At 70.7% G+C, this 26,915-nt stretch carries 23 protein-coding genes and 2 pseudogenes; 15 read left to right on the top strand and 10 right to left on the bottom strand.

Annotated elements, in window-relative coordinates:
* Positions 1-24: 24 nt before the first annotated feature.
* Positions 25-1,464 carry an amino acid permease gene (locus OHA03_RS04010; RefSeq protein WP_267000783.1) on the top strand — a complete coding sequence of 480 codons (1,440 nt, stop codon included), beginning with the start codon at positions 25-27 and terminating at the stop codon, positions 1,462-1,464.
* A gap of 69 nt (positions 1,465-1,533) precedes the next feature.
* Here OHA03_RS04010 and OHA03_RS04005 read toward each other — a convergent pair whose 3' ends face one another.
* Positions 1,534-1,965, bottom strand: a complete 432-nt coding sequence (locus OHA03_RS04005; RefSeq protein ID WP_267000781.1) for an ATP-binding protein — start codon at positions 1,963-1,965, stop codon at positions 1,534-1,536.
* Between the two features lie 237 nt (positions 1,966-2,202).
* On the opposite strand from OHA03_RS04005, the gene OHA03_RS04000 reads away from it, so the two are divergent.
* Together OHA03_RS04000 and OHA03_RS03995 are read left to right on the top strand one after the other, a co-directional pair.
* Entirely contained in the window at positions 2,203-3,030 is an 828-nt protein-coding gene (locus OHA03_RS04000; RefSeq protein ID WP_267000779.1) for an enoyl-CoA hydratase family protein, read from the top strand.
* Between the two features lie 4 nt (positions 3,031-3,034).
* Positions 3,035-5,317 carry a bifunctional salicylyl-CoA 5-hydroxylase/oxidoreductase gene (locus OHA03_RS03995; protein WP_267000777.1) on the top strand — a complete coding sequence of 761 codons (2,283 nt, stop codon included), beginning with the start codon at positions 3,035-3,037 and terminating at the stop codon, positions 5,315-5,317.
* On the opposite strand, the pseudogene OHA03_RS03990 reads toward OHA03_RS03995, so the two are convergent.
* From OHA03_RS03990 to OHA03_RS03975, 4 genes and pseudogenes are all read right to left on the bottom strand, one after another.
* Positions 5,304-5,766, bottom strand: a pseudogene (locus tag OHA03_RS03990) (hypothetical protein). The gene OHA03_RS03995 and the pseudogene OHA03_RS03990 overlap by 14 nt on opposite strands.
* On the bottom strand, positions 5,763-6,587 hold the full coding sequence (locus OHA03_RS03985; protein ID WP_267000775.1) for a GNAT family N-acetyltransferase: 825 nt from the start codon (positions 6,585-6,587) through the stop codon (positions 5,763-5,765). The pseudogene OHA03_RS03990 and the gene OHA03_RS03985 overlap by 4 nt, the downstream one beginning before the upstream one ends.
* A gap of 40 nt (positions 6,588-6,627) precedes the next feature.
* A complete protein-coding gene (locus tag OHA03_RS03980) occupies positions 6,628-7,455 on the bottom strand; it encodes a PaaX family transcriptional regulator C-terminal domain-containing protein (protein ID WP_267000773.1) in 828 nt (275 codons plus the stop codon).
* A 4-nt stretch (positions 7,456-7,459) separates the two neighbouring features.
* Complete coding sequence (locus OHA03_RS03975) at positions 7,460-9,085, bottom strand: AMP-binding protein (RefSeq protein ID WP_267000771.1); 1,626 nt, start codon at positions 9,083-9,085, stop codon at positions 7,460-7,462.
* An 88-nt stretch (positions 9,086-9,173) separates the two neighbouring features.
* Between OHA03_RS03975 and OHA03_RS03970 the strand changes: the two genes are divergently transcribed.
* Together OHA03_RS03970 and OHA03_RS03965 are read left to right on the top strand one after the other, a co-directional pair.
* Positions 9,174-10,340, top strand: a complete 1,167-nt coding sequence (locus tag OHA03_RS03970) for an acyl-CoA dehydrogenase family protein (protein WP_267000769.1) — start codon at positions 9,174-9,176, stop codon at positions 10,338-10,340.
* Entirely contained in the window at positions 10,337-10,738 is a 402-nt protein-coding gene (locus tag OHA03_RS03965) for a RidA family protein (RefSeq protein WP_267000767.1), read from the top strand. Before OHA03_RS03970 ends, OHA03_RS03965 begins: the two co-directional genes overlap by 4 nt.
* Before the next feature lie 41 nt (positions 10,739-10,779).
* Here the strand turns inward: OHA03_RS03965 and OHA03_RS03960 are convergent, their stop codons facing one another.
* Positions 10,780-11,082: a hypothetical protein gene (locus tag OHA03_RS03960; RefSeq protein WP_267000765.1), complete on the bottom strand. Its 303-nt coding sequence runs from the start codon at positions 11,080-11,082 to the stop codon at positions 10,780-10,782.
* Between OHA03_RS03960 and OHA03_RS03955 the strand changes: the two genes are divergently transcribed.
* The 7 genes from OHA03_RS03955 (at position 11,069) to OHA03_RS03925 (ending at position 18,801) form a co-directional block, all read left to right on the top strand.
* Positions 11,069-14,023, top strand: a complete 2,955-nt coding sequence (locus OHA03_RS03955) for a Na+/H+ antiporter subunit A (RefSeq protein ID WP_267000763.1) — start codon at positions 11,069-11,071, stop codon at positions 14,021-14,023. The genes OHA03_RS03960 and OHA03_RS03955 overlap by 14 nt on opposite strands.
* The gene (locus tag OHA03_RS03950; RefSeq protein WP_267000761.1) at positions 14,020-14,631 is read left to right on the top strand and encodes a Na(+)/H(+) antiporter subunit C; all 612 of its coding nucleotides are present in this window, start codon (positions 14,020-14,022) and stop codon (positions 14,629-14,631) included. Before OHA03_RS03955 ends, OHA03_RS03950 begins: the two co-directional genes overlap by 4 nt.
* Positions 14,628-16,286, top strand: coding sequence for a Na+/H+ antiporter subunit D (locus OHA03_RS03945; RefSeq protein ID WP_267000759.1), 1,659 nt, complete (start codon positions 14,628-14,630; stop codon positions 16,284-16,286). Before OHA03_RS03950 ends, OHA03_RS03945 begins: the two co-directional genes overlap by 4 nt.
* The gene (locus OHA03_RS03940) at positions 16,283-16,915 is read left to right on the top strand and encodes a Na+/H+ antiporter subunit E (protein WP_267000757.1); all 633 of its coding nucleotides are present in this window, start codon (positions 16,283-16,285) and stop codon (positions 16,913-16,915) included. Before OHA03_RS03945 ends, OHA03_RS03940 begins: the two co-directional genes overlap by 4 nt.
* Positions 16,912-17,241: a monovalent cation/H+ antiporter complex subunit F gene (locus OHA03_RS03935; protein WP_267000755.1), complete on the top strand. Its 330-nt coding sequence runs from the start codon at positions 16,912-16,914 to the stop codon at positions 17,239-17,241. The genes OHA03_RS03940 and OHA03_RS03935 overlap by 4 nt, the downstream gene beginning before the upstream one ends.
* Entirely contained in the window at positions 17,238-17,591 is a 354-nt protein-coding gene (gene mnhG, locus OHA03_RS03930; RefSeq protein WP_267000753.1) for a monovalent cation/H(+) antiporter subunit G, read from the top strand. Before OHA03_RS03935 ends, mnhG begins: the two co-directional genes overlap by 4 nt.
* Positions 17,592-17,664: 73 nt before the next feature.
* Positions 17,665-18,801: a PP2C family protein-serine/threonine phosphatase gene (locus OHA03_RS03925; RefSeq protein WP_267000751.1), complete on the top strand. Its 1,137-nt coding sequence runs from the start codon at positions 17,665-17,667 to the stop codon at positions 18,799-18,801.
* On the opposite strand, the gene OHA03_RS03920 is transcribed toward OHA03_RS03925, so the two are convergent.
* Complete coding sequence (locus OHA03_RS03920) at positions 18,776-20,053, bottom strand: DUF6056 family protein (RefSeq protein ID WP_267000749.1); 1,278 nt, start codon at positions 20,051-20,053, stop codon at positions 18,776-18,778. The two genes, OHA03_RS03925 and OHA03_RS03920, sit on opposite strands and share 26 nt — an antisense overlap.
* Before the next feature lie 591 nt (positions 20,054-20,644).
* The gene (locus OHA03_RS03915; RefSeq protein WP_267000747.1) at positions 20,645-21,058 is read right to left on the bottom strand and encodes an organic hydroperoxide resistance protein; all 414 of its coding nucleotides are present in this window, start codon (positions 21,056-21,058) and stop codon (positions 20,645-20,647) included.
* 115 nt (positions 21,059-21,173) lie between these two features.
* Here OHA03_RS03915 and OHA03_RS03910 point away from each other — a divergent pair, with 115 nt between their 5' ends.
* Positions 21,174-21,689 carry a MarR family winged helix-turn-helix transcriptional regulator gene (locus tag OHA03_RS03910; protein ID WP_267000745.1) on the top strand — a complete coding sequence of 172 codons (516 nt, stop codon included), beginning with the start codon at positions 21,174-21,176 and terminating at the stop codon, positions 21,687-21,689.
* 107 nt (positions 21,690-21,796) lie between these two features.
* On the opposite strand, the pseudogene OHA03_RS03905 reads toward OHA03_RS03910, so the two are convergent.
* Positions 21,797-21,971 (bottom strand): annotated as a pseudogene (locus OHA03_RS03905) (hypothetical protein); the annotation flags it as partial.
* A 388-nt stretch (positions 21,972-22,359) separates the two neighbouring features.
* Here OHA03_RS03905 and OHA03_RS03900 point away from each other — a divergent pair.
* Entirely contained in the window at positions 22,360-23,766 is a 1,407-nt protein-coding gene (locus tag OHA03_RS03900; RefSeq protein WP_267000743.1) for a short-chain fatty acyl-CoA regulator family protein, read from the top strand.
* Positions 23,767-23,967: 201 nt separating this feature from the next.
* On the opposite strand, the gene OHA03_RS03895 is transcribed toward OHA03_RS03900, so the two are convergent.
* Positions 23,968-25,497 carry a UDP-N-acetylglucosamine 1-carboxyvinyltransferase gene (locus OHA03_RS03895; RefSeq protein WP_267000741.1) on the bottom strand — a complete coding sequence of 510 codons (1,530 nt, stop codon included), beginning with the start codon at positions 25,495-25,497 and terminating at the stop codon, positions 23,968-23,970.
* A 584-nt stretch (positions 25,498-26,081) separates the two neighbouring features.
* On the opposite strand from OHA03_RS03895, the gene OHA03_RS03890 reads away from it, so the two are divergent.
* Positions 26,082-26,903, top strand: coding sequence for a hypothetical protein (locus OHA03_RS03890; protein ID WP_267000739.1), 822 nt, complete (start codon positions 26,082-26,084; stop codon positions 26,901-26,903).
* Positions 26,904-26,915 lie beyond the last annotated feature (12 nt).

Below are 26,915 nucleotides of genomic sequence, written 5' to 3'. Positions count from 1 at the left end.
CTTCACCAGAGAAGAGATCGCCCCGTGAGTCCGCTCCGCCCGCCGAGCCTGTCGCCCCGGCCCGGCCTGCGCATCAAGAGCCCCGACCAGCTGGTCGCCGAATCCGGCGCCGACCTGGAGGGGCACGGCCTCAAGCGCACCATGGGGCTGTTCCAGCTCGTGTGCTTCGGTGTAGGAGCGATCGTCGGCACCGGCATCTTCGTCGGCCTCTCCGACAGCGTCGCCGAGGCCGGCCCCGCGGTCGTCCTCTCCTTCGTCCTCGCCGCGATCACCTGCATCTTCACCGCGTTCTCCTTCGCCGAGCTGGGCGGCGCGATCCCGGTCTCCGGCAGCTCGTACTCCTTCGCCTACGCCACCCTCGGCGAGCGCATCGCGTTCCTCGTCGGCTGGTGTCTGCTGCTGGAGTACGGCGTCTCGGTCTCCGCGGTCGCGGTCGGCTGGAGCCAGTACGTCAACGAGCTGCTGAACAGCCTCGTCGGCTGGCACCTGCCCGCCGCCCTGTCCGCCGGGCCCGGCGAGGGCGGCGTGATCAATCTCCCGGCCATCGTGGTGATCATGATGGCCGCCACCCTGCTGGTGCGTGGCATCCGGGAGAGCGCGGGCGCCACGGCCGCGATGGCGGTCCTCAAGATCGGCATTCTGATCGCCTTCTGCGCCATCGCGTTCACCGCGTTCGAGGCCGGTAATCTCACGCCGTTCGCCACCCAGGGCCCGGCCGGGGTCACCGCCGGTGCCTCGCTGGCGTTCTTCTCGTACATCGGCTTCGACGCGATCACCACCGCGGGCGAAGAGGTCAAGAACCCCCGGCGGAACATCCCGATCGCGATCCTGATCTGCATCGGGGTCGCCACCCTGCTCTACTGCGCGGTCGCCCTCACGGCCATCGGCGCACTCGGCGCGGACGCCGTCTCCGACAAGCCGGCCGCGCTCTCGCTGATCGTCGATCAGGTCACCGGCTCGACCGTCGGTGGTGGCATCATCGCGTTCGGCGCGGTCGTGGCCATCGCGTCGGTCGTGCTCGCGGTCATGTACGGGCAGACCCGCATCCTGATGTCGATGTCCCGCGACGGCCTGGTCCCGCGGGTCTTCGAACGTGTCTCGCCGCGGACGGCGACGCCTGTCGCCAACACCTGGATCGTGGCCGTCGTCTTCGCGGTGCCGGCGGCCTTCGCGTCCCTCGACGTGGTGGTGAATCTGACGACCATCGGCACGCTCGGCATCATGGTGGCGGTCAATGTCGCGGTGATCGCGTTGCGCCGCAGCAACCCGGGGCTGAAGCGCTCCTTCCGGGTGCCGCTCTACCCGCTCAGCCCGATCCTGGGCGTCCTCTTCTGCCTGTATCTGATGTACGGGACGGGCTGGGCGACCTGGGGGCAGTTCGCGGTGTTCCTGGTGGCCGGCGCGGCGGTGTACGCCGGCTACAGCCGGAGCCGGTCGCGACTGGCCGGCGCGGATCAGGACTGAGAGGCGCCAAGAGGTACCGGGGGCGGCCGCCGATCAGCACCGTTGGTAAAGAGCGCCGAGAAGCGCCCTTTACCGACGGTGCTGATGCGGCAGCGTGAACCACACGGCCTTGCCGTGCTCCGTCGTGCGATGACCGCAGGACGAGCTGAGCGTGCGGATCAGCAGCAGGCCACGGCCGTGCTCCTGCCAGGGGTCCGGCTCGCTGCCGGGCTGGGGCCGGGAGAGGTCGCCCGGCGGGGCCGGGTCGCGGTCGTGGACCTCCACCTGACAGCTGGTCTCCAGAAGCTCCACCACCAGTTCGACGGGCTCGTCGCCGCCGGTGTGTTTCACGGCGTTGGCGACCAGTTCCGCGGTGAGGAGCTCGGCCGTGTCGGTGGTGTCGGCCGGTGTGTCGATGTCCGCCAGCGCCGTACGGATCAGGGTGCGGGCGATCGGCACTGCGGCCGTGGAGTGCGGCAGCGCGATACGCCAGGAGGCGGGCATCGGTCCATCGGGCGGCAAGGCGGGGGTTCCGTTCCGGAGGCTCGTCTGTCCGGAGCTCGAGTTTCTGGAGCTCAAGACTTCTTCCTTTCAACCTTACGAAGCGCAACGACACAGACAAGGGACTGCGGTCCGCCCGGAAAGGGACGTTCGCCACATATTCCGAGAGCGCCTATCGCGTACTCGTGACGGAAGTCACGTAAGAGTGATAACTTCGAGAGCAGGTAGCAGCCCGACGGCTGAAGGGGACCACCCTCAATGAGCCCGTTTCCCAGCTCCGCCCGCCGTACCGATGACTGGCGCCATCTGCGGCTGACGACGGACGACGGCGTCGCCACCGTCACCCTGGCCCGCCCCGAGAAGCTCAACGCGCTCACCTTCGGCGCCTACGCCGACCTGCGCGACCTCCTTGCCGAGCTGTCCCGAGAGCGCTCGGTGCGCGCTCTCGTGCTGGCCGGTGAGGGGCGCGGCTTCTGCTCCGGCGGCGATGTCGACGAGATCATCGGTGCCACGCTCGCGATGGACACCGCGCAGCTGCTCGACTTCAACCGGATGACCGGGCAGGTCGTGCGGGCGCTGCGCGAGTGCCCCTTCCCCGTCATCGCCGCGGTGCACGGCGTCGCCGCGGGCGCCGGTGCGGTCCTCGCGCTGGCCGCCGACTTCCGTGTCGCCGACCCGTCCGCCCGGTTCGCCTTCCTCTTCACCCGGGTCGGGCTCTCCGGCGGTGACATGGGAGCGGCCTATCTGCTGCCGCGCGTCGTCGGCCTGGGTCATGCCACCCGGCTGCTGATGCTCGGCGAGCCGGTCCGCGCCCCCGAGGCGGAGCGGATCGGGCTGATCAGCGAGCTGGCCGAGGAGGGACAGGCCGACGCCCGCGCCGCGGAGCTCGCCCGCCGCCTCGCGGAAGGCCCCGCCCTCGCCCTCGCCCAGACCAAGGCGCTGCTCACCGCCGAACTCGACATGCCGCTCGCTGCCGCGGTGGAGATGGACGCCGCCACCCAGGCCCTGCTGATGCACGGCGACGACTACGCCGAGTTCCACGCCGCGTTCACGGAGAAGCGCCGGCCGAAATGGCAAGGCAGGTAGCGCCATGGCATCCGACACGAGGCGGATCGCGGTCATCGGCGGCGGCCCCGGCGGGCTGTACGCGGCGGCCCTCCTCAAGCGCCTGGACCCCGAGCGCTCCGTCACCGTCTGGGAGCGCAACGCCCCCGACGACACATTCGGCTTCGGCGTCGTCCTCTCCGACGAGACCCTCGGCGGCATCGAACACGCCGACCCCGTGGTCTACCGGGCCCTCCAGGCCGAATTCGTACGGTGGGACGACATCGACATCGTCCACCGCGGCCGGACCCAGACGTCCGGCGGCCACGGCTTCGCGGCGCTGGGCCGCCGCCGGCTCCTGGAGATCCTGCACAAGCGCTGCGCCTCCCTCGGGGTACGGCTCCGCTTCCGTGCGGAGGCCCCGTCCGTCGCCGAGCTCGCCGCGACGCACGACCTGGTGATCGCGGCCGACGGGGTGCACAGCACCACCCGTGAGACGTACGCCGACGCCTTCCGGCCCACCGTCACCACCCACCGCAACCGCTACATCTGGCTCGCCGCGGACTTCGCGTTCGACGCCTTCCGCTTCGAGATCGCCGAGACCGAACACGGCGTGATGCAGCTGCACGCCTACCCCTTCTCGGCCGGTGCCTCCACCGTCATCGTCGAGATGCGCGAGGAGGTCTGGCGCGCGGCCGGATTCGACGCCATGGACACCGCAGCATCGACGGAACGCTGCGGCAAGATCTTCGCCGACGCCCTCGGCGGCCGCCCGCTGCGCTCCAACAACTCCTCCTGGCTCACCTTCCGTACCGTCGTCAATGCCCACTGGTCGCACGGCAACACGGTTCTCATCGGCGACGCCGCCCACACCGCCCACTTCTCCATCGGCTCCGGCACCAAGCTCGCCGTCGAGGACGCCCTGGCGCTCGCCGCCTGTATCGAGGAGCAGCCGGACCTGCCCGCAGCCCTCGCCGCGTACGAGACCGAGCGGCGGCCCGTCGTCGCCTCCACCCAGCGTGCCGCCGCAGCGAGCCTGCGCTGGTTCGAGGAGCTCGGTACGTACGTCGACCAGGCGCCCCGCCAGTTCGCCTTCAACCTGCTGACCCGCAGCCGCCGCGTCACCCACGACAACCTGCGGCTGCGCGACGCCGGCTTCACCGCCGCCGTCGAGGAGGAGTTCGGCTGCGCCCCCGGCACCCCGCCGATGTTCACTCCGTTGCGGCTGCGCGGCCTGGAACTGCGCAACCGCGTCGTCGTCTCGCCGATGGACATGTACTCGGCCGTCGACGGCGTCCCCGGCGACCTCCACCTCGTCCACCTGGGCGCCCGCGCCCTCGGCGGTGCCGGGCTCGTCATGACAGAGATGGTGTGCGTCAGCGCCGAGGGCCGGATCACCCCCGGGTGCACCGGCCTCTACACCCCCGAACAGGCCGCCGCCTGGACCCGGATCACCGACTTCGTCCACACCTCCGCCCCCGGCACGGCGATCGGCATCCAGCTCGGCCACTCCGGTCGCAAGGGCTCCACCAAGCTGATGTGGGAGGGCATCGACCAGCCCCTCGACGAGGGCAACTGGCCGCTGTCCGCCGCCTCCCCGATCCCGTACCGGGAAGGCGTCAACCAGGTCCCGCACGCGCTGGACCGGGCCGGGCTCGACGTGATCCGCAACCAGTTCGCCGCAGCGGCCCGGCACGCCGCCACCTGCGACTTCGACCTGCTCGAACTGCACTGCGCCCACGGCTATCTGCTGTCCGGTTTCCTCTCCCCGCTCACCAACCACCGCACCGACATCTACGGCGGACCGCTGTCGAACCGGCTCCGCTTCCCCCTCGAAGTCTTCGACGCGGTCCGCGCCCGGTGGCCCGAGGACCGGCCCATGACCGTCCGCATCTCCGCCACGGACTGGGCCGACGGCGGTACGACGGCCGAGGACGCCGTCGAGATCGCCCGCGCGTTCGTCGCGCACGGCGCCGACGCCATCGACGTCTCCACCGGCCAGGTCGTTCCGGACGAAGACCCCGAATACGGCCGCTCGTACCAGACCCCGTTCGCCGACCGGATCCGCAACACCCTGGTCGTGCCCGTCATCGCGGTCGGTGCGATCTCCTCCTGGGACGACGTCAACTCACTGCTGCTGGCAGGTCGCGCCGACCTGTGCGCCCTGGCTCGCCCGCATCTGTACGACCCGCACTGGACCCTGCACGCGGCGGCCGACCAGGGTTACGGCGGACCGGGTGCGCCCTGGCCGCTTCCGTACCGCGCGGGCAGTCGCACACCGCCGACCGGCCGCACCGACGCACCGAAGCCACGGCTCACCCTGGGGTGAGCACCCCGCCCGTCAAGCAGTCGTGGCAGCGGCAGGGAGTGGGGTGGGGTGCACCGGCCCAGCGGGTAGCGCGGCACTCGGCTGCCAGTGCCTCGAGCCGGGCGGCACCCTCCTCCGCGTCCTCCCGGCAGCCCCAGGCCCGGCCCACGGGGAACTCCGCGTCGCGCCATAGCACCGCAGGACTGTGGACCAGCGTGGCCCGGAAGGTGTGCAGGTGACGTGTCGCCATGTCGAGGGTGATGTAGCGGCAGGTGTGCCGCCCGCGCCCCACGGTCGTCAGCACCTCGTGGTCGCCGGGGCGGGAGCCGATCACGTACACCTTGGCGCCCGCCCCGGTACGACTTGGTGCCCGGACGCAGCTCCTGCCCTCCCACCCCGTACCGGCGCCACCGCACCACGTTTGCGGCGATCAGCCACAACGGTTCGAGCGGTGTCCCGTCGCCCGTCATCCCTGGGCCTCCCGGCTGATCAGCAGCCGGTCGGACAGGGCCTCGTAGCCGATGCGCCGGTAGACCCCGTTGCTCGTCGGGTTCGCGAGATCCGTGAACAGCAGCACCTCCTGCGCGCCCGCCTCCCGCGCCGCCCGGCTGACCTCGGCCGTCACCGCCGCCGCGTACCCGTGGCCCCGGTGCTCCGGCGGTGTGTACACAGCCGTCACCCGCACCGCGCCGGCAATCCGCGGGGAGACACCCGCCATCGACACCGGGACCCCGCCGGTCTCCCAGAGCGTCAGACCACCGGAGGCCGTCCGCTCGTCCACCATCCGCTCGGCGTGGGTGTCCGGCTGGTCGACGTCCGCGGCGAACGCGCGATGCCAGGCCACCAGCAGGGCCCGGTCGGCGGCCGTGGCGGACCTGGGCCCGCCCGGCGGCGCGGGGGAGGGCGGGACCAACTCGTCCAGCCGGTAAAGCCGTTGCACCTGTTCGACCCGGTGGCCGGGCCAGCCGGCGGCCAGCGCCTCGGCGGTCGCCCGATCCGCGTTGACGGCGGTCAGCGGGAGCGCGGCGGCCAGCGGACCGACCGCCTCCGGGGCGACGACGCCGAGCAACGGCCGGTACGGCGGGGTCTGCACCAGGGTCCCCGCGACCTCGCCGTCCGGCCCGCGCCACCAGCCCAGCACCGGGGCGTCCCCGCCGTACGCATGCGGGCCGCTGCTGCGCAGGGTCGCGGTGATGGTCAGTACGAGGGTGTTCTCGGCGGGCCGGGACGCCAGCCACGCACCGGCGGTGTCCAGGAACACATCGACGTCGTCAGTGAAGGTCCAGGTCATGTTCCATGATGACCAGTCGGGACCGTGCTGTGCACACGCTTTACGAGCCGCCCGGCCCGCCTCGGACGAACCCCGCCCCCACGTCCCGCAACCGGGCGTGCAACAGCCCGAACACCTCCGCCGCCCTGCCCCCCGGCCAGTTCTTCGGCAGCAGCTCCTCCGGCAGCCCCGGATCGGCGTACGGCAGCCGCCGCCAGGAGTCCAGGGCGGTCAGATAGTCCCGGTAGGCGGCCTCCGCGTCCGGTTCGCCGGTGCGCGACTCCCAGGCCCGCAGCACCGGTTCGTGCCGGGCCAGGAAGTCCAGGTGGAGCCGGGCGATGGCTTCCAGGTCCCACCAGCGCGCCACCGACTCCCGCGTCGCGGCGAAGCCGAGGTGTTCACCACGGAACAGGTCCACGTACGGGGCGAGTTCCAGCCGCTCCAGGGTGTGCCGGGTCTCGTCGTACAGTGCGGCGGGGGCGATCCAGACCCCCGGCGCGGCCGCGCCGAAGCCCAGTCGGGAGAGCCGGGAGCGCAGCAGGTGCCGCTTGTGCCGTTCCGCTTCCGGTACGGAGAAGACGGCGAGCACCCAGCCGTCCCGCAGCGGTGGTGACGGATGTGCGTAGATCCGCCGGTCGCCGTCGTCCAGCAGTTGGCGGGCGTCCTGCGACAGCGCGTATCCGGCCGCGCCGCTCGCGGTCCGCGCCGGTACGAGCAGCCCGCGCCGCTTCAGCCGGGAGACGGAGGAGCGCACCGACGGGGCGTCGACACCGACGGCGTTCAGCAACCGGATCAGCTCGGCCACCGGCAGCGGTGTGTTGCCGGGGGTGCGACCGTATGCACCGTAGAGGGTGACGATCAGGGATCGGGGGGTGTGCAGGTCGGCCACGTGATCACTCTAGGGCCTGGCCCCGGTCCGCCTCGGCACGCAGCCGGAACCGCTGCAGCTTGCCCGTGGCGGTCCGGGGGAGAGCGGGCAGGAACTCGATGACGCGCGGGCACTTGTGCGGCGCCAGTTCGCCCTTCATGTACGTGCGCAGGTCGTCGGCGGACGGTGCGGCGCCCTCGCGAGGCACCACGTACGCCACCACGACCTGGCCGCGCAGCTCGTCCGGCCGGCCGACCACCGCGGCCTCCGCGACCTGGGGATGGCGCAGCAGGGCGTCCTCGACCTCGGGGCCCGCGATGTTGTAGCCGGAGGAGATGATCATGTCGTCGGCGCGGGCGACGTAGTGGAAGTAGCCGTCGCTGTCGCGGGTGTACGTGTCGCCGGTGAGGTTCCAGCCGTGCTGTACGTACTCCGTCTGGCGTGCGTCGGCGAGATACCGGCATCCCGTCGGGCCGCGTACGGCGAGCAGCCCCGGCTCCCCGTCGGGCACCGCGCGGCCGTCCCGGTCCAGCACGCGCGCCTGCCAGCCGGGCACGGCAACCCCCGTGGTGCCGGGGCGGATCGCGTCGTCGGCGGCGGAGATGAAGATGTGCAGCAGTTCGGTGGCGCCTATGCCGTTGATGATGCGCAGACCGGTCCGCTCGTACCAGGACTGCCAGGTCGCCGCGGGCAGGTTCTCGCCCGCCGAGACGCAGCGGCGCAGCGCGGACAGATCGTGCTCGCCGAGATGGTCGAGCATCACGCGGTACGCGGTCGGGGCGGTGAACAGGACCGAGACGCGGTGGGTGGCCAGTGCGGGCAGCAGCTGCCTCGGGCCGGCCTGTTCCAGCAGCAGCGCCGAGCCGCCGGCCCGCAGCGGGAAGACCACCAGGCCGCCGAGCCCGAAGGTGAAGCCGAGCGGCGGACTGCCCGCGAACACATCCTCGGGGCCCGGCCGCAGGACGTGGCGCGAGAAGGTGTCGGCGATGGCCAGCAGATCTCGGTGGAAGTGCATACAGCCCTTGGGGCGCCCGGTGGTGCCCGAGGTGAACGCGATCAGCGCGACATCGTCCGCGGCGGTGTCCACGGCCCGGTACGGCCCCGGTCGGCGTGCGGCCAGATGCAGCAGATCGTCCGCCCCGTCCCCTCCGTACGTGGTGATCCGCAGCCCCGGAACCTGAGCCTTCACCAGATCGTCGACCGACCGGACATCGCAGAGCGCATGGCTGACCCGGGCGATCGAACAGATGGTGGCGAGCTCCTGGGATCGCTGCTGCGCCAGTACGGTCACGGCGATCGCGCCCGCCTTCAGCACGGCGAGCCAGCAGGCGGCCAAATGGGGGGTGGTGGGGCCGCGCAGCAGGACCCGGTTGCCGGGGACGACCCCCAGATCGGAGGTCAGTACATGGGCGATCCGGTCCACCCGGTCCTGGAGCTCCCCGTAGCTCCACGTCGGGCCGTCAGGGGTACGGAAGACGGGACGGTCGGGTCCGAGACGGGCGACCGTGGCGTCGAGGAGTTCGGCGGCGCAGTTCAGCCGGTCCGGATAGTCCAGCTCGGGAAGGCCGAAGACCAGTTCCGGCCACTGGTCCTGGGGTGGCAGATGCTCTCTGGCAAAGCTGTCGATGTGCGCTGAGGTCTTCGGGTCCATAACGGATCGCCCCCTTGTCGCCCTTGGAGCGTATCGTTTGAATGACGGTAGTCAATACTTCGCGATACGATCCAGGAGAGGCGCCGGTATGTCGGCATTCTCGCTCGATCCGTCACAGACCGCCTGGTGCGAGGAGCTGCGCGCCCTGGCCGAGCAGCAGTTGCGCCCCCTCGCCGAGAAGGGCGAACCAGGTCACGTCAACCGCCCGCTTGTCGCCGCCCTCGGCGAACTGGGCCTGCTCGACCGGCTGTTCTCCTCCGGAGCCCTCGACCTCTGTCTGCTGCGCGAGTCCCTGGCCCGCGGCTGCACGGAGGCCGAGACCACGCTGGCCCTGCAAGGACTCGGCTCGTACCCATTGGTCCAGGCGGGTACCCCGGCCCACCGTGAACGCTGGCTCCCCGAAGTCCGCGCGGGCCGCGCGGTCGCCGCCTTCGCGCTCAGCGAGCCCGGCGCCGGCTCCGACGCGGCGGCCCTCGCCCTCAGCGCGGCGCACGCCCCGGACGGCTGGCGGCTGACCGGCGAGAAGTGCTGGATCTCCAACGCCCCCGAGGCCGACTTCTACACCGTCTTCGCCCGTACGACGCCCGGCGCCGGAGCCCGCGGCGTCACCGCGTTCCTGGTCCCCGCCGACCGCCCGGGGCTGACCGGTACAGCGCTCGACATGCTCTCCCCGCACCCCATCGGGGCGCTCACCTTCGACGGGGTGCCGGTCACCCCCGACGACGTACTCGGCGAACCCGACCGCGGCTTCCGGGTCGCCATGAACACCCTCAACCTGTTCCGCCCGAGCGTCGGCGCCTTCGCCGTCGGCATGGCTCGCGCCGCGCTCGACGCGACCCTGGCCCACACTGCGCAGCGCACCGCGTTCGGCGGCCCGCTCAAGGATCTGCAGGCCGTCTCGCACCAGGTCGCCGAGATGGCCACCCGCACCGAGGCCGCCCGGCTCCTGGTGTACGCGGCCGCGGCGGCGTACGACGCGGGGGAGCCGGGGGTACCGCGCAGAGCTGCGATGGCGAAGCTGTACGCCACGGAGGCGGCGCAGTACGTCGTCGACGCCGCCGTCCAGTTGCACGGCGCCCGCGCACTGCGCCGCGGCCATCTGCTCGAACACCTCTACCGGGAGGTGCGCGCCCCACGGATCTACGAGGGCGCCAGCGAGGTCCAGCGCACGATCATCGCCAAGGAGTTGTACGCGACGGCGGCGCAGCCGACCGTGCAGCCGGAGCCGTCCGGGAACCAGGAGTCGTCCGCATGAGTCCGATCCACCGAATCAATCCCGCCGAGCTGTCCCCGCCCACAGGCTTCTCGCACGCCGTCACGGCCACCGGCAGTCAACTGGTCTTCCTGGCCGGGCAGACCGCCCTCGACCGGAACGGCAAGGTCATCGGCGACACACTGCCCGAACAGTTCACGACGGCCCTCACCAATCTGCTCACCGCGCTGCGCGCGGCCGGTGGCTCCCCGGCCGATCTGGCCCGGGTCACCGTCTATGCCACCGATGTCGCCGACTACCGGGCGCATGCCCCCGAACTCGGCCGGATCTGGCGGCGGTTGGCGGGCCGCGACTACCCGGCGATGGCGGTCGTCGGGGCGGCCCGGCTCTGGGACGAACAGGCTCTCGTCGAGCTCGACGGGATGGCCGTACTGCCGTGAAGAAACCGGACGGGCGTGGCCCCGCCGGATACATCGGTTCGTCAGTGATCGGGGTGAGCCGCGCCGTCCTTGCCGGCGGCGCGGCTCGCCACCCCCTGCGTCTCGGGCTGACGCGGCACCGTCACCCGCCAGTTGGCGAAGCCCGTGTGCTCGGGGACGTGACGGTCGCCGTGCAGCCGCGCCCGCAGCGGTGTCCTGCCTCTGCGCGGCGCGCCGTACGGGTGATAGCAGGCGGGGGATATATCTCTATTCAGTGCCCTATGCCCGTGATGCTTCACCCAGGCCCCGGACGCCTGCCGCGGGCAGGCGCGGGACGCCCACCGGGGCCGTATGACAGCGCTCATCGTCTGCCACTTCGTTCTTGCCGCGTGCGCGGCCCCGCTGGTGCGGCGCCTCGGCAGCCGCGCGTTCGTCGTGCTCGCGCTGCCGCCCACGGCCGCCACGGTGTGGGCGGCCACGCAGTGGAACACCGCGGCGTCCGGCGGATCAGTGACCTGGTCGTGGCGGTGGATGCCGGCGTACGACGTCTTCTTCGAACTGCGCCTCGACGCGCTCGCCGAACTCATGGTGCTGCTCGCCGCCGGAATCGGCGCGCTCGTCCTGCTGTACTGCGCCTCGTACTTCTCCGACGACGCCCCCCGGCTGGCCGGCTTCGCCGGGAACCTGCTGGCCTTCGCGGGCGCCATGCTCGGCCTCGTCCTCGCCGACGACCTGATCACGCTCTATCTGTTCTGGGAACTGACCACGGTCTTCTCCTACCTGCTGATCGGATACAGCAGCGAGCAGAAGCACAGCCGCCGCTCCGCGCTCCAGGCGCTCACCGTGACCACGCTCGGCGGCCTCGCGATGCTCGTCGGCTTCCTGATCCTCGGTCAGGCGGCGGGAACGTACCGGATCTCCGCGATCGTCGCCGACCCGCCGGCCACGAGCCTCGCCATCTCGGTGGCCGTGGTGCTCATCCTGTGCGGAGCGCTCTCGAAGTCGGCGATCTGGCCGTTCAGCCTCTGGCTCCCGAACGCCATGGCCGCCCCCACCCCCGTCAGCGCCTATCTGCACGCCGCGGCCATGGTCAAGGCCGGTGTCTACCTGGTGGCACGCCTCGCGCCCGGTTTCGCCGACGTTCCCGTCTGGCGGCCCGTCGTCCTGGTCCTCGGCGGAGCGACCATGCTGCTCGGCGGCTGGCGGGCGCTGCGGCTGAACGACCTCAAGCTCGTCCTCGCCTACGGCACCGTCAGCCAGCTCGGCTTCCTCACCCTGCTCGCCGGTATCGGCAACCGCGACGCCGCTCTCGCCGCCGCGGTCATGATCCTGAGTCATGCCCTGTTCAAGGCGCCGCTGTTCCTCGTCACCGGCATCGTCGACCATGCGGCGGGCACCCGCGATCTGCGCAGACTCTCCGGCGTCGGCCGGGAGCTGCCGTACGTCTGCGCGGTCGCCGTACTGGCCGCCGCGTCCATGGCCGCACTGCCCCCGCTGCTCGGATTCGTCGCGAAGGAGGCCGCGTTCGACGCACTGCTGCACGGCGACGCCGCGGACCGCTGGGCGCTCGCCGTCACCGTGGCGGGCTCGACGCTGACCGTCGCGTACGCCGTACGGTTCGTCTGGGGCGCGTTCGCCCGTAAGCCCGGGGTCGAGGACACCCCGGTGCACCGGGTCGGCTGGGCGTTCCTCGCCCCGCCCGCCCTGCTGGCGCTCTGCGGCCTGGTGCTCGGACCGGGCATCGGCCGGGTCCACCGGCTGCTCAGCGCGTACGCCGACGAGTTCCCCGTACCCGCGCATCCGTACCACCTCGCGCTCTGGCACGGATTCGGCACCGCCCTGATGCTGTCGGCCGTCGCCACGGTTGGCGGTGCGGTGCTCTTCGCCGGGCGCACCACCGTGACCCGGCTCTCCCGGCGGATCGCCTGGCCGACCGCCGACCGGGTCTTCGGCCGTCTGCTGCTCGGCCTGGAGCGGACCTCGCTGGAGATCACCGGATTCGTCCAGCGCGGCTCGCTCTCCGGCTACCTCGCCACCACCCTGCTCGTCATGCTCGCCGGACAGCTTGCCGTGCTCGGGGTGGACCGGCCGTGGCACGGGGCGTCGGCGCCGCGGCTCTGGGACGTTCCGCTGCAGGGCGCCGTGGCCGCCCTGACCTGCGCGGCCGCGCTTCTCTGTCTCACCGTCAGCCGCCGGATGAAGGCGGTGGTCCTGGCGGGACTGACGGGGTACGGGACCGCGCTGCTCTTCGTCGTCCAGGGAGGCCCCGATCTGGCGCTCACCCAGTTCTGCGTCGAGACGGTGTCCATGGTCGTGTTCGTGCTGGTGCTGCGGCGGATGCCGGTGCACTTCCAGGAGTCGGTCAGTACGTGGCGGCGCGCGGTACGCATTCCCGTGGCGCTGGCCGCGGCCGCCACCTTGAGCGTGGTGGTGTGGGTCGCGGCGGCCGCACGTACCGCCGACCCCGCCGGGGCCGCCATGGTCGAGGAGACCGCGCACCACGGGCTCAAGGACGTCGTCGCCACCATCCTGGTCGACCTGCGGGCCTGGGACACGATGGGGGAGTCCGCCGTGCTCGCCGCCGCGGCGATCGGCGTGACCAGCCTGATCTATCTGCACCGCCGCGCGGACGGATCCGGGCTGCGCGAGGAGGTCCCCGGACGTACGGCCTGGTCGCTGACGGAGCGCGGACTGACCGGGCTGCCGCACGGCGACGAAGGCGCGCCCGAGCGGAGCTGGCTCGCGGCCGGCGCCACGCTCGCCCCCGAACACCGGTCGGTCGTCTTCGAGGTCGTGGCCCGGCTGTTGTTCCACCCGATCCTGGTGCTCTCCGTCTATCTGCTGTTCTGCGCCGAGAACATGCCGGGCGGCGGGTTCGTCGCCGGACTCGTCGCCGGTGTCGGGCTGATCACCCGCTATCTGGCGGGCGGCCGCTTCGAACTCGCCGAAGCCGCACCGCTGCAGCCGGGGCTCTTCACCGGCCTCGGGCTGTTCCTCTCCACCGGGGTGGCGCTGCTCGGGCTTGCCGAGGGAACCGTGCTGCACGCCTGGACGTATCACGGCCGGCTGCCCGTGTTCGGCCCGTACCACCTGGGCACGCCGGTCCTCTTCGACTTCGGCGTGTACCTGCTGGTGCTGGGCGTGGTGCTGGACATCGTGCGCGCACTCGGAGCCAAGATCGACCGCCAGATCGAGCGGGCCGCGGTGGAGAAAGCCGCAGCGGAGAATGCAGCGGCGGAGAAGGCGGCACGCCGGGGGGAAGCGGGACCGGGAGCCACGCCCGAGGCCGGAGGTGCCCCCGGATGACGGTCAGCGCCTCGCTTCTGGCCACGGCCGCCGTGCTGTGCGCCGTCGGCGGCATCCTCATGCTCACCCGCCCCCTCACCCGCATCCTGCTCGGCGCGGTGATCGCGGGCAACGGCATCAACCTGCTCGTCCTGTCCGCCACCGGATCGGCGGGCAGGGCGCCCCTCCTGTACGGCGTCCCGCTGTGGCAGGTGACCGACCCGCTGCCGCAGGCCATCGCCCTGACCGCGATCGTCATCACGCTCGCCACCACGGCGTTCCTCCTCGCCATGGCGTACCGCAGCCACCAGTTGACCGGCACCGACGAGGTCCACGACGACCTGGAGGACCGGCGTATCGCGCTGCGCGCCGAGGTGCTGGGGGAGCGGGACGAACTGCGCGAGCAGTACCGGTCCGCGTCCGAACCCACGGCGGAGGAACGCGCCCGGTACCGGGAGGAACGCAAACGCCTCCGGGCCCGGCTCCGCGCCGACCGCGCCCTCCAGGCCCGCGGCCGGGACGCCTCCGGAGACCTCTGGCACGACGTGCTGGGCGCCGACCCGCAGGACTACGCCGAAGCCCGTACCGAATGCCCTGCCGCAGACGCGAACCGAGGAGACACCGGGTGAACGCACTCGTCCCGCTGCCGGTGCTGCTGCCGCTCTGCGCCACCGGCCTGAGCCTCGCCTTCGGCACCCGGCTCAAACAGTTCCAGCGCATGATCAGCGTCGCCGTGCTCACCGCCGTACTCGCGCTCTCCGTCGCCCTGATGATCGCCGCCGACTCCCGCGGCCCCCTGACCGTCCATCTCGGCGACTTCGCCCCGCCGATCGGCATCACCCTGGTCGCCGACCGGCTGTCCGGGCTGATGCTGACCGTCTCCTCGGCCGTCACCCTCTGCGTGCTGGTCTACTCCCTCGGCCAGGGCATGGCCGACCGCGACGAAGAGACACCCGTGGCGGTCTTCCACCCCGCCTATCTGATCCTGGTCGCCGGGGTCTCCTGCACCTTCCTCGCCGGTGACCTCGTCAACCTCTACGTCGGCTTCGAGATCATGCTGGTGGCGAGCTTCGTGCTGCTCACCCTCGGCGGCACCGGCCCCCGGGTCCGGGCCGGCTCCACATACGTGATCATCTCGCTCTTCTCGTCGATGCTGTTCCTCACCGCGATCGCCATGACATACGCGGCCACCGGCACCGCCAACCTGGCCCAGCTGGCCCAGCGACTGGGCGAACTCCCGCTCGGTGTACAGACCCTGATCCAGGCCATGCTGCTGACCGTGTTCGCCATCAAGGCCGCCGTGTTCCCGCTCGCCGCCTGGCTCCCCGACTCGTACCCCACCGCACCCGCCCCCGTCACCGCCGTCTTCGCGGGCCTGCTCACCAAGGTCGGCGTCTACTGCATGCTCCGTACGGAGACGCTGCTCTTCCCCGGCAACCGGCTCGGCGACCTGCTGATGGCGGCCGCGCTCGCCTCGATGATGATCGGCATCCTCGGAGCCGTCGCGCAGACCGACCTGAAGCGGCTGCTCTCCTTCATCCTCATCAGCCACATCGGCTACATGGTCTTCGGTATCGGCCTCGCCTCCCGCGAGGCGTACGGCGGCGCGATCGTCTACGTCGCCCACCACATCACCGTCCAGACGACGCTGTTCCTCGTCGCCGGACTGATCGAGCGCCGCACCGGCACCACCGAACTCACCCGGATCGGCGGACTGGCCAGAGCCGCCCCGGTGCTCGCCGCCCTCTTCTTCGTGCCCGCCATGAACCTTGCCGGGATCCCGCCGCTGTCCGGCTTCATCGGCAAGCTCGGTCTCATGCGGGCCGGTGTCGCCGACGGCGGCGTCTGGGCCTGGATCCTGGTCGCCGGCTCGGTGGCGACCAGCCTGCTGACGCTGTACGTGATGGCCAAGGTCTGGAACCTGGCGTTCTGGCGGGCCGCACCACCCGGCCAGGCCGCGGACGGCACCGTCCTGGAGTCCGACGACGAGAACGACAGCGACGAGGACGCCGACGAGGGCCCGGACCGCATTCCCGGCACCGGCGACGAACCGATCCTCCACCGGCACCAGCCCGCCGGGCTCGCGGTCGCGGCCACCCTCCACGGCCATGCCGTCACCACCACGACGAAGCTGCCGACGCTCATGACCGCCGCCACCGCGGCAGCCGTCGCCCTCGGACTCTCCTTCACCGTGCTCGCCGGACCCCTGACGTCGTACACCGACCGCACGGCCGCCGAACTTCTCGCACGCTCCCCCTACATCGAGGCGGTGCTCGGCCGGTGAAACGCTGGATCACCCTGTCCTACCGGAACGCGGAACTGCCGCCCTTCAGCTGCGAATTCGCCGGCCGTCGACGGCGCGTCCTCGACCTTCCGCTGATCGCCTGGCTCACCGTCATCTGGGTGCTGCTCTGGTCCAGTCTGAGCTGGGCCAATGTGGTGACCGGCGTCGTCGTCGCGGTGGCGGTCTGTCTGGCCTTCCCGCTGCCCCGCGTCGATCTCGGGCTCCGGCTCCACCCGTGGGGCATCGTGCTGCTCGCCGGCTATCTGCTCTACGACATGTACACCTCGGGCGTGAAGGTCACCCGGCAGATCTTCGTCGACCATCCGCACCGGGCCGCCGTCATCGCCGTACCGCTGCGCTGCCGCTCCGACCTGATGCTCGCGGCGACCGCCGTCGCCGTGTCGAACGTGCCCGGCGGATCCGTCGTCGAGGTACGCCGCGCCACGGCCACCGTCTTCGTCCACGTCCTCGACGCGGACCGGCCCGCCGTGCTCGACGCGGCCAGGCAATCCGTCTGGCGAATGGAACGGCTGACGGTACGGGCCTTCGGCACCCGCGACGAGATCGTCCGGGTGGCCGAACCACCACCGGCGACGCCGCGGACGGACGGGCCGGGGGCGGGCTCATGAGCGCTCCGGAGGCCGTCGACAGGGTCCTGCTCACCGCCTCCGTGGTGGTGCTCGTCATCGCCGGAGCGGCTCTGCTCGCCCGCATCTGGCGCGGCCCCTCGATGCTGGACCGGGCGATCTCGCTGGATGTGTGCGCCGCCCTCATCATCGCGGGCCTCGGCGCCAAGTCCGCCGTCGCACGAGACCCGTTCTATTTCCCGATCATGCTGGTGCTGGCCTTTCTCGGGTTCACCGGCTCGGTGGGCATCGCCCGCTTCATCGCCGTCCGCGACCGGCCGAGGAAAGCCGTACGCGACCGGCCGAGGACCGAGGAGAAACCGGAGTGAACGTCTGGCTCCAGATCGCCGACACGACCGGTGCGGTACTGGTCTTCATCGGCGCGGCCATCTGCCTGCTCGGGGTGATCGGCATGCTGCGGCTGCCGGACGTCCTGTCGCGCAGCCACGCCGCGACGAAGCCGCAGAGCCTCGGCCTGCTGCTGGTCCTCGCCGGAGTCGCGCTGCGGCTGCGCAGCGGCATGGACCTCGCCACGCTCGCGCTGATCGGGTTCTTCCAGCTGATGACCGGACCGGTCGCCGCCCACCTGGTCGCACGATCGGCGTACCGGACCGGCCAGATCGACCACGGCGAGCTGCTTTTCGACGAACTGGACGCCCAGCTGACCGAAGAACGCTGACCCGGGAGAGTCGACGGAAGCGGCCGGACCCATCGACGAGGCGGGCCGGACATCACGGGTGTAGGCAGGAGATATGCGCGTCCGGCACAGGGCCACCCGTTTCACCACTCCGTGGCGCCCGACCCACGGACTGCTCATCGTGCCGCTCGCGATCATCGCGACGACCGCGCTGATCGACATCAACACCCCGGAGACCGTCCACCTCGGTCCGTTCCTCATCGCGGCGCCCGCGCTCACCGCCGCGTTCGCCGGCCCCGGACTGACGGCGGCCGTCGGGGCGCTGGCCGTCGTGGCCCAGATCGTCATCGCCGCGCTGCACGGTGGCATCTCCACACCGAACCACGAGGCGCAGATCGCCGCCGTCCTCGTGATCTCCGTGTTCCTCGTGGTGTTCCGCCGGTTGCTCGACCGGTACGAGCAACAACTGGGCCGGGTGCGCTCGGTGGCGATCGTCGCGCAGCAGGGCCTGCTCCGCCCGCTGCCCCGCCGGATCGGACCGCTCACCATGGCGTCCGTGTACATCGCGGCCGAGGCGGGCGCCCAGATCGGCGGGGACCTGTACGCGGTGGTACCCGCCCCGGGCGTGACCCGCATGGTGGTCGGCGACGTCCGAGGCAGCGGTCTCCCGGCTTTCGGGCACGCCGCGGTGGTGCTGGGGGCGTTCCGTGGGTCGGCGTACCGGAATCTTTCGCTGCCCGGCGTCGTGTCACACATCGCCAACGCCTCGTACTGGAACATGGCGCAGCTCGCCGAGGCCGAACCGGACTGCAACGAGTCGTTCGTGACCGCGCTGGTGCTCGACGTCCGCGACGACGACCACAGCGTTCAGCTGGTGAACTGCGGGCATCCCCCTCCGATGCTGCTGCGCGCCGGGCACGTACGGACACTGGAGGTCAGTGAGCCCGCGCTCCCGCTGGGGCTCGGCGCCCCCTCGGAGAGCGAGTACCAGGTTGAGACATTCGACTTCGCACCCGGCGACCTCCTGCTCCTCTACACCGACGGAGTCATCGAGGCACGCGACCGCAGGGGCACCTTCTACCCGCTCGCCGACCGGCTCGCCGCCTGGACGGGGACCTGCCCCGAGTCCCTCGTACGCCACCTGCACGACGACCTGTTGCGCCACGTCGGCGGGCGCCTGGGCGACGACGCCGTCGTGATCGCGGTCACGAAGGCGTCCGGCGACGTCAGTGGAGCCGCAGCGAGTAGGTGATCCGCTCCAGGCGGTAGTAGTCGGCGACACAGGTGGCCGGCCAGACCCTCCGCCCGTGCTTGCGGAACGGTTCCACCATCCCGGCGACCGACACGGGCCTGTACGGGAGGACCCGGTCACCGGCCGCCGCACGCGCCCGCAGCCACTGGTCCTGGTGGTCCCACTTCACAGCTCGGACGCGCATGTCCGCTTCGAGCCGCCACAGTGGGACGGCAAGTGCGAGGCACACGGCGACGCACACCGCAGCACCGGCCGCCTGCACCGCACCGGTGTGCCGTGTCCGTTGCCCCAGGGCAAGTCCCAGCAGCGCACCGGCACCGACGAGCACCGCGACGTACAGCAGGAGGTAGTCGTTCCAGATCCGCGTAGAGGTTGTCACGCTCTCCCTGAAGACGGGATACGCGACGACCGTGCAGAGGTACCCGGAGAGGAGAAACGCGAGAACAGCCACGCAGGCCATCAGCCGCCGGCGCACCGGCAGGACCACGCGCCGCCCGCCCGGCCCCCTGATCAGGAGCCCCAGCAGAACCCCGGCCGCGACCGCGCCCAGATAGGCCCACGTCGTGAGGAGCGTCCCCAGAATGTGCCCGAAGCCGCGCAGGGACCCGAGGAGCGAGTCGGGCGCGAGGAAGGACACCCCGTCCGTGCCGAATCGCCCCCGCCGGATCCGGGCACCCGGCGACGTGTAGAGCACGAGCGTCCCGATCCCGGTCCCCGCCATGCCTGTCAGGCACCAGCCCCGGACACCACGGCGTTGCCCGGCGAGGAGCAGCAGAACGGCCGACAGGACGACGAGCACGACGACGGACGTCTCCTCCGAGAGCGTCCCGATGCAGAGACCGGCCACGAATACCCCGACCAGCGCACAGCGCCGCCCCCGGCGGGACCGGGCCCGGAGCAGCGGTACGGCCGCGGCACAGGCGAGCATCGGCGCCATGGTGTGTGAGACGGACGCGGCGGGCCAGTAGAACGTCTTGTACGTATTGGGCGTCGCGAACAGAAAAACGGCCATCACCATCGACGCCACGAGCAATGGGACTCCACGCGGCGCCGTGAGACCGGCCCTGCGCAGCGCCGATACGGTCACCGCCCACAGGATCCCCAGCATGAGGCCCCCGCTGACCAGCCCGAACCACTGGTGCCCCGCGACACCGAACCTCGCGTACGCCCAGACCAGTACGGCATTCGCGATCCGGCCGTTGTCCCCGAGATAGAACTTGCCGACCATCCCGGAGAGGCCTTCGTCGCGCACGACGGGCAGAAAACACCATTCGTCGCCCCCGGGCCGGACCCACCTCCCGAACCACGCGGCCACACCGAGGAGCCCGAGCGGCAGAAGACAGAGCGCTGCCGGCCAGCGACCGGTCCGTGGCCGTACGGCTTCCGCGCTCTCCGCCCCACCGGCGACCGGCTTCTCTCTTTCGCGCGACTGCAGCCCGGTCGGAGCCGGACCGGCGGCCGTCATCGCGATTCCCCTGCCGTGATCATTACAGCCATCTGATACGGCGAGGCCGGCTGCCCGGGCCCCGTACACGCCATTCGGGCCCAGCTCCATGCGAATGGCGGACGCCCATGCGCACCGGTCCCCGGCGGTGGCCGCGGTCATGCAAGGCAGCCGGCCCCGCACCATCGCCCGGGAGAAACTGCCCGGGACGATCGCTCGCCACCTGAAGGCCCACCATGCCCACGACACGGCCACGCAGTCACCGGCGACGGCACGAGGGCAATGGGCGGCCGGGCACCCTGGCCCCGCTCACACAGTGAGCGGGGTGGAGCCGGCGCGGGCTGGAGCCGGCCCGGGTCGGCCTCGCCCGGACGCCGGCCCGTCGCCGCCCGGAGGCCGCTACTCGATGACGAGCTCGACCGGGATGTTGCCGCGGGTCGCGTTGGAGTAGGGGCAGACCTGGTGGGCCTGCTCGACCAGCTTGCGGCCGGTGGCCTCGTCGACCGTTGCGGGCAACTCCACGCGCAGCGTGACCGCGAGGCCGAAACCCTCACCCTGCTTGCCGATGCCGACCTCACCGGTCACGGCGGCGTCACTGACGTCGATCTTGGCCTGACGGCCGACGAGTCCCAGGGCGCTGGCGAAGCAGGCGGCGTAACCGGCGGCGAACAGCTGCTCGGGGTTCGTGCCCTGGCCGCTGCCGCCCATCTCCACCGGGATGGCCAGCTGCAGGTCCAGCTTGCCGTCAGGGGTGACGGCGCGGCCCTCGCGACCGTGGGTGGCAGTGGCGACGGCGGTGTAGAGCGCTTCCATGGAAACCATCCCTCTCGAAATTCATGTTCCGGCGGCGCTGTCCGCCGCTCAACTACAGAAAAGCACACAACTGAGTTGCGCACAACTCAATGGCATGCGGGGCTATGCTGGATCCATGACCTCCACGCCCAGTCCGAGCCGCGAAGCCCCGTCCGAGGCCGACTACCTCCGCCTCGACCAGCAGATCTGCTTTTCCCTGAACGCCGCGTCACGTGCCTTCGGCGGCGTGTACCGCGTGCTGCTCAAGGACCTCGGGCTCACCTATCCCCAGTACCTGGTGATGCTGGCGCTCTGGGAGTACGGCGAGCTGCCGGTGAAGAAGCTGGGAGAGTATCTGCGGCTCGACTCCGGCACGCTGTCGCCGCTGCTGAAGCGCCTGGAGGCGGCGGGCCTGGTACGGCGCGAGCGCAGCGCCCAGGACGAGCGCTCGGTGCACATCCACCTCACGGACGAGGGCACGGCACTGCGCGAGCGGGCGCTGGCCGTGCCGCGCCGGATCGCCGCGGCGACCGGCTTCGACCTTGACGAGATCACCGATCTGCAGGGCCGCCTCAACCGACTCACGGCAGCGCTGAACGCGGCGGCACTGGACGAGAACCTGAGCCGCGCCGACGGGGAGTTCGAGAAGTAGCACCCATGCCGGCCATGCGACGCAGCTGCGCGGAGGCGCCCAGGACCAGTGCCTGGGCGATCATGGGTGGCGTGCGGGAAGGGGCCGAGAGAGACGTGCTTCAGTCGGGGGTTGACCCACGGGCGCCCGGCCGGGATGGCTTCAAGTCCCCTCCGAAGGAGGGCCGCCGCCTCCTCGGCGCTGGGCACGCGCGGGGAGTGGATGTCGCAGACGCCGGGCCCGGCGTCGCGCGGGTAGCCGTATGCGGCCAGTTCACGCGGCCTGCATGTGGGAGCGGGCGGCCCCGTCTCCCGTGGGTTCGTGAACTATGCGAATGTTTGGCACTCGGTGCCGAACTGGTGGAAGGATGCGGCCGGTCGGCTCCGTGATGGGCATCGGAAGCAATGTTGCCGAGTCGGACGGAAGGGTCGGGATCTCCGACGTCAGGGCGTGAATCGCACCCCGATTCCGCTCCGTCCGCCGGAGTCCGGTGGGCCGCATGGCAATTCTGAAGCTGGCACTGCGTGCCTTCCATGAGAGACGTCTGCCAAGTTCTGCGAGTCTTTCCTCACTTGCTTGCCATGATTGCGAAGGTCCGCAGAACCGGGTCTCCGCGTAGGGTGTACGAGTCTGACCGGGCGGGTGTGCCCGCAGTCGGCCCACCAGGTGGGAGTGCGGAGGGAGAAGCGCCGTGAGCAAGACGTATGCGGGCGCGCGACTGCGGCGCCTGCGAGAGGAACGGCGCTTGAGCCAGGCCGAACTGGCCCGTGTGCTGGGTATCTCGCCCAGCTACCTGAACCAGATGGAGCACGACTCCCGTCCGCTGACGGTCCCCGTGTTGCTCAGACTCACCGAAGCCTTCGGCGTCGACCCGGGCTTCTTCTCCGAACGCGACACAAGCAGACTCGTGGCCGACCTGCGCGAGGCGCTGGCCGGTGAGGTGGCCGAGGCGCGCGTCTCACCGACCGATCTCGCGGAACTGGCTGCCCGGATGCCGGCTGTTGCGAAGGTGCTGCTCGACTTGAGCCGCCGTGGGCAGGTCCTCGCCGAACGGATCGCCGGAGAGACCGACAATCGCGACGCCCGGCTCCCGGCTCCGCGCTCACCGCACGAAGAGATCCGGGAGTTCTTCTACCGGCGCCACAACTACCTGCACGACACGGATCTCGCCGCCGAGGAACTGGCCCACAGCATCGGCATCCATCCGGGAGACGTCGTCAGGGTGCTTGCGCAAAGGCTCACCGAGAAGCACGGCGTCCGGCCGACGACGCGGGCGGCCGAGCGCCTGCACCACTACGACAACGCCTCACGCACCCTGCACCTGTCGAGTCGCCTCCGGCCGGGCCAGCGGGCGTTCCGCATGGCGACACAGCTCGCCCTGCTCGAATACGGCAAGGAAATCGACCGGCTGGCAGCCGAGGACTTCCCGTCAGGGTCCCCGACGCACGCCTTGGCCCGCATCGGCGTCGCCAACTACTTCGCAGCAGCCCTGATCCTTCCGTACGGCGTCTTCCACACCGCTGCCGAGGAGGCGCGCTACGACATCGAGCGCCTCGCCGACCACTTCGGGCTCGGCTACGAGACCGTCTGCCACCGGCTGAGCACCCTCCAGCGCCCGAGGCTGCGGGGGGTGCCGTTCTCGTTCGTCCGCGTCGACCGGGCGGGGAACATGTCGAAACGTCAGTCGGCCACCGGCTTCCACTTCTCCAGGGCCGGCGGCACATGCCCCCTTTGGAACGTCTACGAGGCATTCGCGGCACCTGGCCGCATCCACGTTCAGATCGCCGCCATGCCCGACGGGCAGCGGTACCTGTGGACCGCGCGAGCGATCACGCGGCACCGCGGCGGCTGGGGCGAACCCGGCAAGACCTTCGCCATCGGCCTGGGCTGCGAGATCCGTCACGCCTCGCGTCTGGTCTACTCCGACGGGCTCGACCTCGAAAATGCCTCCGCCGCCACCCCGATCGGCATGGGCTGCCGCATCTGCGAACGCCTGGACTGCCCCCAGCGCGCGGTACCACCGCTGGGCCGCCCGCTCACGATCGACGAGAACAGCAGCACGTTCGTCCCTTATCCGGTGGCCGACAGCACGGGGTGAACCGCCTCGCTGCGGGCGGGTGGCCGGTCGACCACTCCGAGCCCGCTGAACGGCCGCGGGGACTTCGTGTTGCCAGGGTCCGGCCGAGGGCGTTCGTCCCGGCGTAAAGGCCCAGAGACGTCGCACGGTTTCCGACATGCCCCTCCGAACCGGCATTTGTCCAGTTCGGAGGGGGTGTTAGGGCGCGGTGACAGCCCTTCGTCAGATGTCGCGGAAGATCTCGATCTGTGCGCCCACCGAGTTGAGGCGCTCCGCCAGTTCCTCGTAACCGCGGTTGATCACGTACACGTTGCGCAGTACGGAGGTGCCCTCGGCCGCCATCATCGCGAGCAGCACCACCACGGCGGGTCGCAGCGCCGGCGGGCAGATCATCTCGGCCGCGCGCCAGCGGGTCGGGCCCTCCACCAGGACCCGGTGCGGGTCGAGCAGCTGGAGCCGGCCGCCCAGTCGGTTGAGGTCCGTCAGATAGATGGCGCGGTTGTCGTAGACCCAGTCGTGTATGAGGGTCTTGCCGTGCGCGGAGGCGGCGATGGCCGCGAAGAACGGCACGTTGTCGATGTTGAGACCGGGGAACGGCATCGGGTGGATCTTGTCGATCGGGGCCTCCAGCTTGGAGGGCCGGACCGTCAGATCGACCAGCCGGGTGCGGCCGTTGTCCGCCGCGTACTCCGTCGTGCGGTCGCAGTCGACGCCCATCTCCTCGAGCACCGCGAGCTCGATCTCCAGGAACTCGATCGGCACCCGGCGGATCGTCAGCTCGGACTCCGTCACCACGGCGGCGGCGAGCAGACTCATCGCCTCGACCGGGTCCTCGGAGGGGGAGTAGTCGACATCCACGTCTATGTTCGCCACGCCGTGCACGGTCAGCGTCGTCGTACCGATGCCGTCGATGCGTATGCCCAGCGCCTCCAGGAAGAAGCACAGGTCCTGGACCATGTAGTTGGACGACGCGTTACGGATGACGGTCGTGCCGTTGTGGCGGGCGGCCGCCAGCAGCGCGTTCTCCGTCACCGTGTCGCCGCGCTCGGTCAGCACGATGGGGCGGTCGGGGGTGATCGAGTGGTCGATCTGGGCGTGGTAGAGGCCCTCGGTCGCGGCGATCTCCAGGCCGAACCGGCGCAGCGCGATCATGTGCGGCTCGATGGTCCGGGTGCCGAGGTCGCAGCCGCCCGCGTACGGCAGCTTGAACTGGTCCATGCGGTGCAGCAGCGGGCCGAGGAACATGATGATGGACCGGGTGCGGCGGGCCGCGTCCGCGTCGATGGCGGCCATGTCGAGCTGGGCCGGCGGGACTATCTCCAGGTCGGTCCCGTCGTTGATCCAGCGGGTCCGCACACCTATGGAGTTCAGAACTTCGAGGAGGCGATAGACCTCCTCGATCCGGGCGACGCGGCGCAGGACCGTACGCCCCTTGTTGAGCAGCGAGCCGCACAGCAGCGCCACGCACGCGTTCTTGCTGGTCTTGACGTCGATCGAGCCGGAGAGGCGGCGCCCGCCGACCACCCGCAGGTGCATCGGTCCGGCATAGCCGAGCGACACGATCTCACTGTCGAGTGCTTCACCGATACGGGCAATCATCTCAAGGCTGATGTTCTGATTGCCCCGCTCGATGCGGTTGACGGCGCTCTGGCTGGTGCCGAGCGCTTCGGCAAGTTGGCTCTGTGTCCAGCCCCGGTGCTGACGGGCGTCACGTATGAGCTTGCCGATGCGTGCGAGGTAGTCGTCTGACATGGCGCCAGGTTATCTCAGATATGAGATGAGGACTCGGCGGGGCTGTGGTGTTCGGGTGACGGATGGGGCGACACGGCGTCGGGCGTGGGGCTGATGCGGGGACGGAGTGATAGGGGCTGCGGGGTGCGGTGACGTGGCGGAGGCGCCCGACACGGGTGCGCCATCCCTCCCATCGTCCGCGCAGTGCGGCAGTCAGGCACGCCGTGCGCGTCCATGCGGGTGTCCGGCGTGCGGGGTCTCCGTCAAGCAGCGGAGCCTCCGCATGTCGCGCTGCCACGTAACGCGCGCGAGTCGGCGCTCGTGACCGAAAGCGAAGACCGCTACCGCGTCGTCGAATTCACCGAAAGCAGCGCGCCTCGCTTTTCGTGTACGGAGAAGCGAGAAACACCCGTGAACACGCAACGCCACCGCCGTAAAGGGATGTCTCGTGTCCGCAACACTGTGATGTCCGGTCGTCCGACCCGTGCAACGGGCAAGGTGCTCACTCCGGGAGGGCGGGACGCCGATCAGCCGACGAGGAGCGATTGAAATTGGGAAAGTCGGAATTCCTTACCGGTGCGAACGCCACCATCAGTAAAAGTGTGATGAAGAAACTGCCGGAGGTGACCCTGGCCTTCTGGATCATGAAGATCGCCGCGACGACGCTCGGCGAGACGGCCGGTGACCTGTTCGCCCAGACCCTGGGGCTCGGCTATTTCCTCACCACGGTCGCACTGTTCCTGATCTTCGTCGTCACGCTGGTCGTACAGCTGAGGTCCACGCGCTACAACCCCTTTTTCTACTGGACCGTCATCCTGTCCACCAGCATGGCGGGCACCACGATGTCCGACTTCATGAACCGTGACGCCAGCGCCAAGTACCTTTCCGGCGGTTCCAAGTCGCTGGGCTGGGGGCCGCAGGGCCTGGGGCTGGGATACCCCACGGGAGCCGCGATCCTGGTCTCGCTTTTGATCGCCATCTTCGTCGTCTGGAAGTTCACCGGGCTGACGTTCGCCATCCGGGACATCGTCACCTTTCGTGCGGAGGCTCTTTTCTGGTCGGCGATCCTCGTGTCGAACACGCTCGGCACATCCATGGGCGATTTCCTGTCCGACAGTTCGGGACTCGGCTATGCGGGTGGCGCACTTCTCGTCACCGGACTGCTCGCGGGGCTCCTCGCGCTCATGTGGGTGCCTTCCGTGCCGAACGTCCTGCTGTTCTGGATCGCGTTCGTACTCACTCGCCCGCTCGGCGCCACCGTCGGCGACTTCCTCACCAAGCCTGCCGCCAAGGGGGGTCTCGACCTCGGCACGGCGGGCTCGTCGGTCGCGCTCCTCACGCTTCTCGTCGGCCTCGTGAGCTATGCCCAGGTGCGGGAGAGGAGGGGCGCCGTGCCGCGCAACGAGGTCCTGGCCGAGAATTCCTGAGTGCCGTCCGGG

Origin of the sequence: Streptomyces sp. NBC_00154 (assembly GCF_026342835.1) — a bacterium.
Taxonomy (GTDB): Bacteria; Actinomycetota; Actinomycetes; order Streptomycetales; family Streptomycetaceae; genus Streptomyces.
This window is presented reverse-complemented; position numbering and strand designations above follow the sequence as displayed.

Excerpts from the sequence above, each read along its gene's own strand:
- OHA03_RS04000 (WP_267000779.1), top strand. The coding sequence starts at position 2,203 with ATGAGCCCGTTTCCCAGCTCCGCCCGCCGTACCGATGACTGGCGCCAT.
- OHA03_RS03995 (WP_267000777.1), top strand. The coding sequence starts at position 3,035 with ATGGCATCCGACACGAGGCGGATCGCGGTCATCGGCGGCGGCCCCGGC.
- OHA03_RS03985 (WP_267000775.1), bottom strand. The coding sequence starts at position 6,587 with ATGACCTGGACCTTCACTGACGACGTCGATGTGTTCCTGGACACCGCC.
- OHA03_RS03975 (WP_267000771.1), bottom strand. The coding sequence starts at position 9,085 with ATGGACCCGAAGACCTCAGCGCACATCGACAGCTTTGCCAGAGAGCAT.
- OHA03_RS03970 (WP_267000769.1), top strand. The coding sequence starts at position 9,174 with ATGTCGGCATTCTCGCTCGATCCGTCACAGACCGCCTGGTGCGAGGAG.
- OHA03_RS03965 (WP_267000767.1), top strand. The coding sequence starts at position 10,337 with ATGAGTCCGATCCACCGAATCAATCCCGCCGAGCTGTCCCCGCCCACA.
- OHA03_RS03955 (WP_267000763.1), top strand. The coding sequence starts at position 11,069 with ATGACAGCGCTCATCGTCTGCCACTTCGTTCTTGCCGCGTGCGCGGCC.
- OHA03_RS03960 (WP_267000765.1), bottom strand. The coding sequence starts at position 11,082 with ATGAGCGCTGTCATACGGCCCCGGTGGGCGTCCCGCGCCTGCCCGCGG.
- OHA03_RS03950 (WP_267000761.1), top strand. The coding sequence starts at position 14,020 with ATGACGGTCAGCGCCTCGCTTCTGGCCACGGCCGCCGTGCTGTGCGCC.
- OHA03_RS03935 (WP_267000755.1), top strand. The coding sequence starts at position 16,912 with ATGAGCGCTCCGGAGGCCGTCGACAGGGTCCTGCTCACCGCCTCCGTG.
- OHA03_RS03925 (WP_267000751.1), top strand. The coding sequence starts at position 17,665 with ATGCGCGTCCGGCACAGGGCCACCCGTTTCACCACTCCGTGGCGCCCG.
- OHA03_RS03915 (WP_267000747.1), bottom strand. The coding sequence starts at position 21,058 with ATGGAAGCGCTCTACACCGCCGTCGCCACTGCCACCCACGGTCGCGAG.
- OHA03_RS03910 (WP_267000745.1), top strand. The coding sequence starts at position 21,174 with ATGACCTCCACGCCCAGTCCGAGCCGCGAAGCCCCGTCCGAGGCCGAC.
- OHA03_RS03895 (WP_267000741.1), bottom strand. The coding sequence starts at position 25,497 with ATGTCAGACGACTACCTCGCACGCATCGGCAAGCTCATACGTGACGCC.
- OHA03_RS03890 (WP_267000739.1), top strand. The coding sequence starts at position 26,082 with ATGAAGAAACTGCCGGAGGTGACCCTGGCCTTCTGGATCATGAAGATC.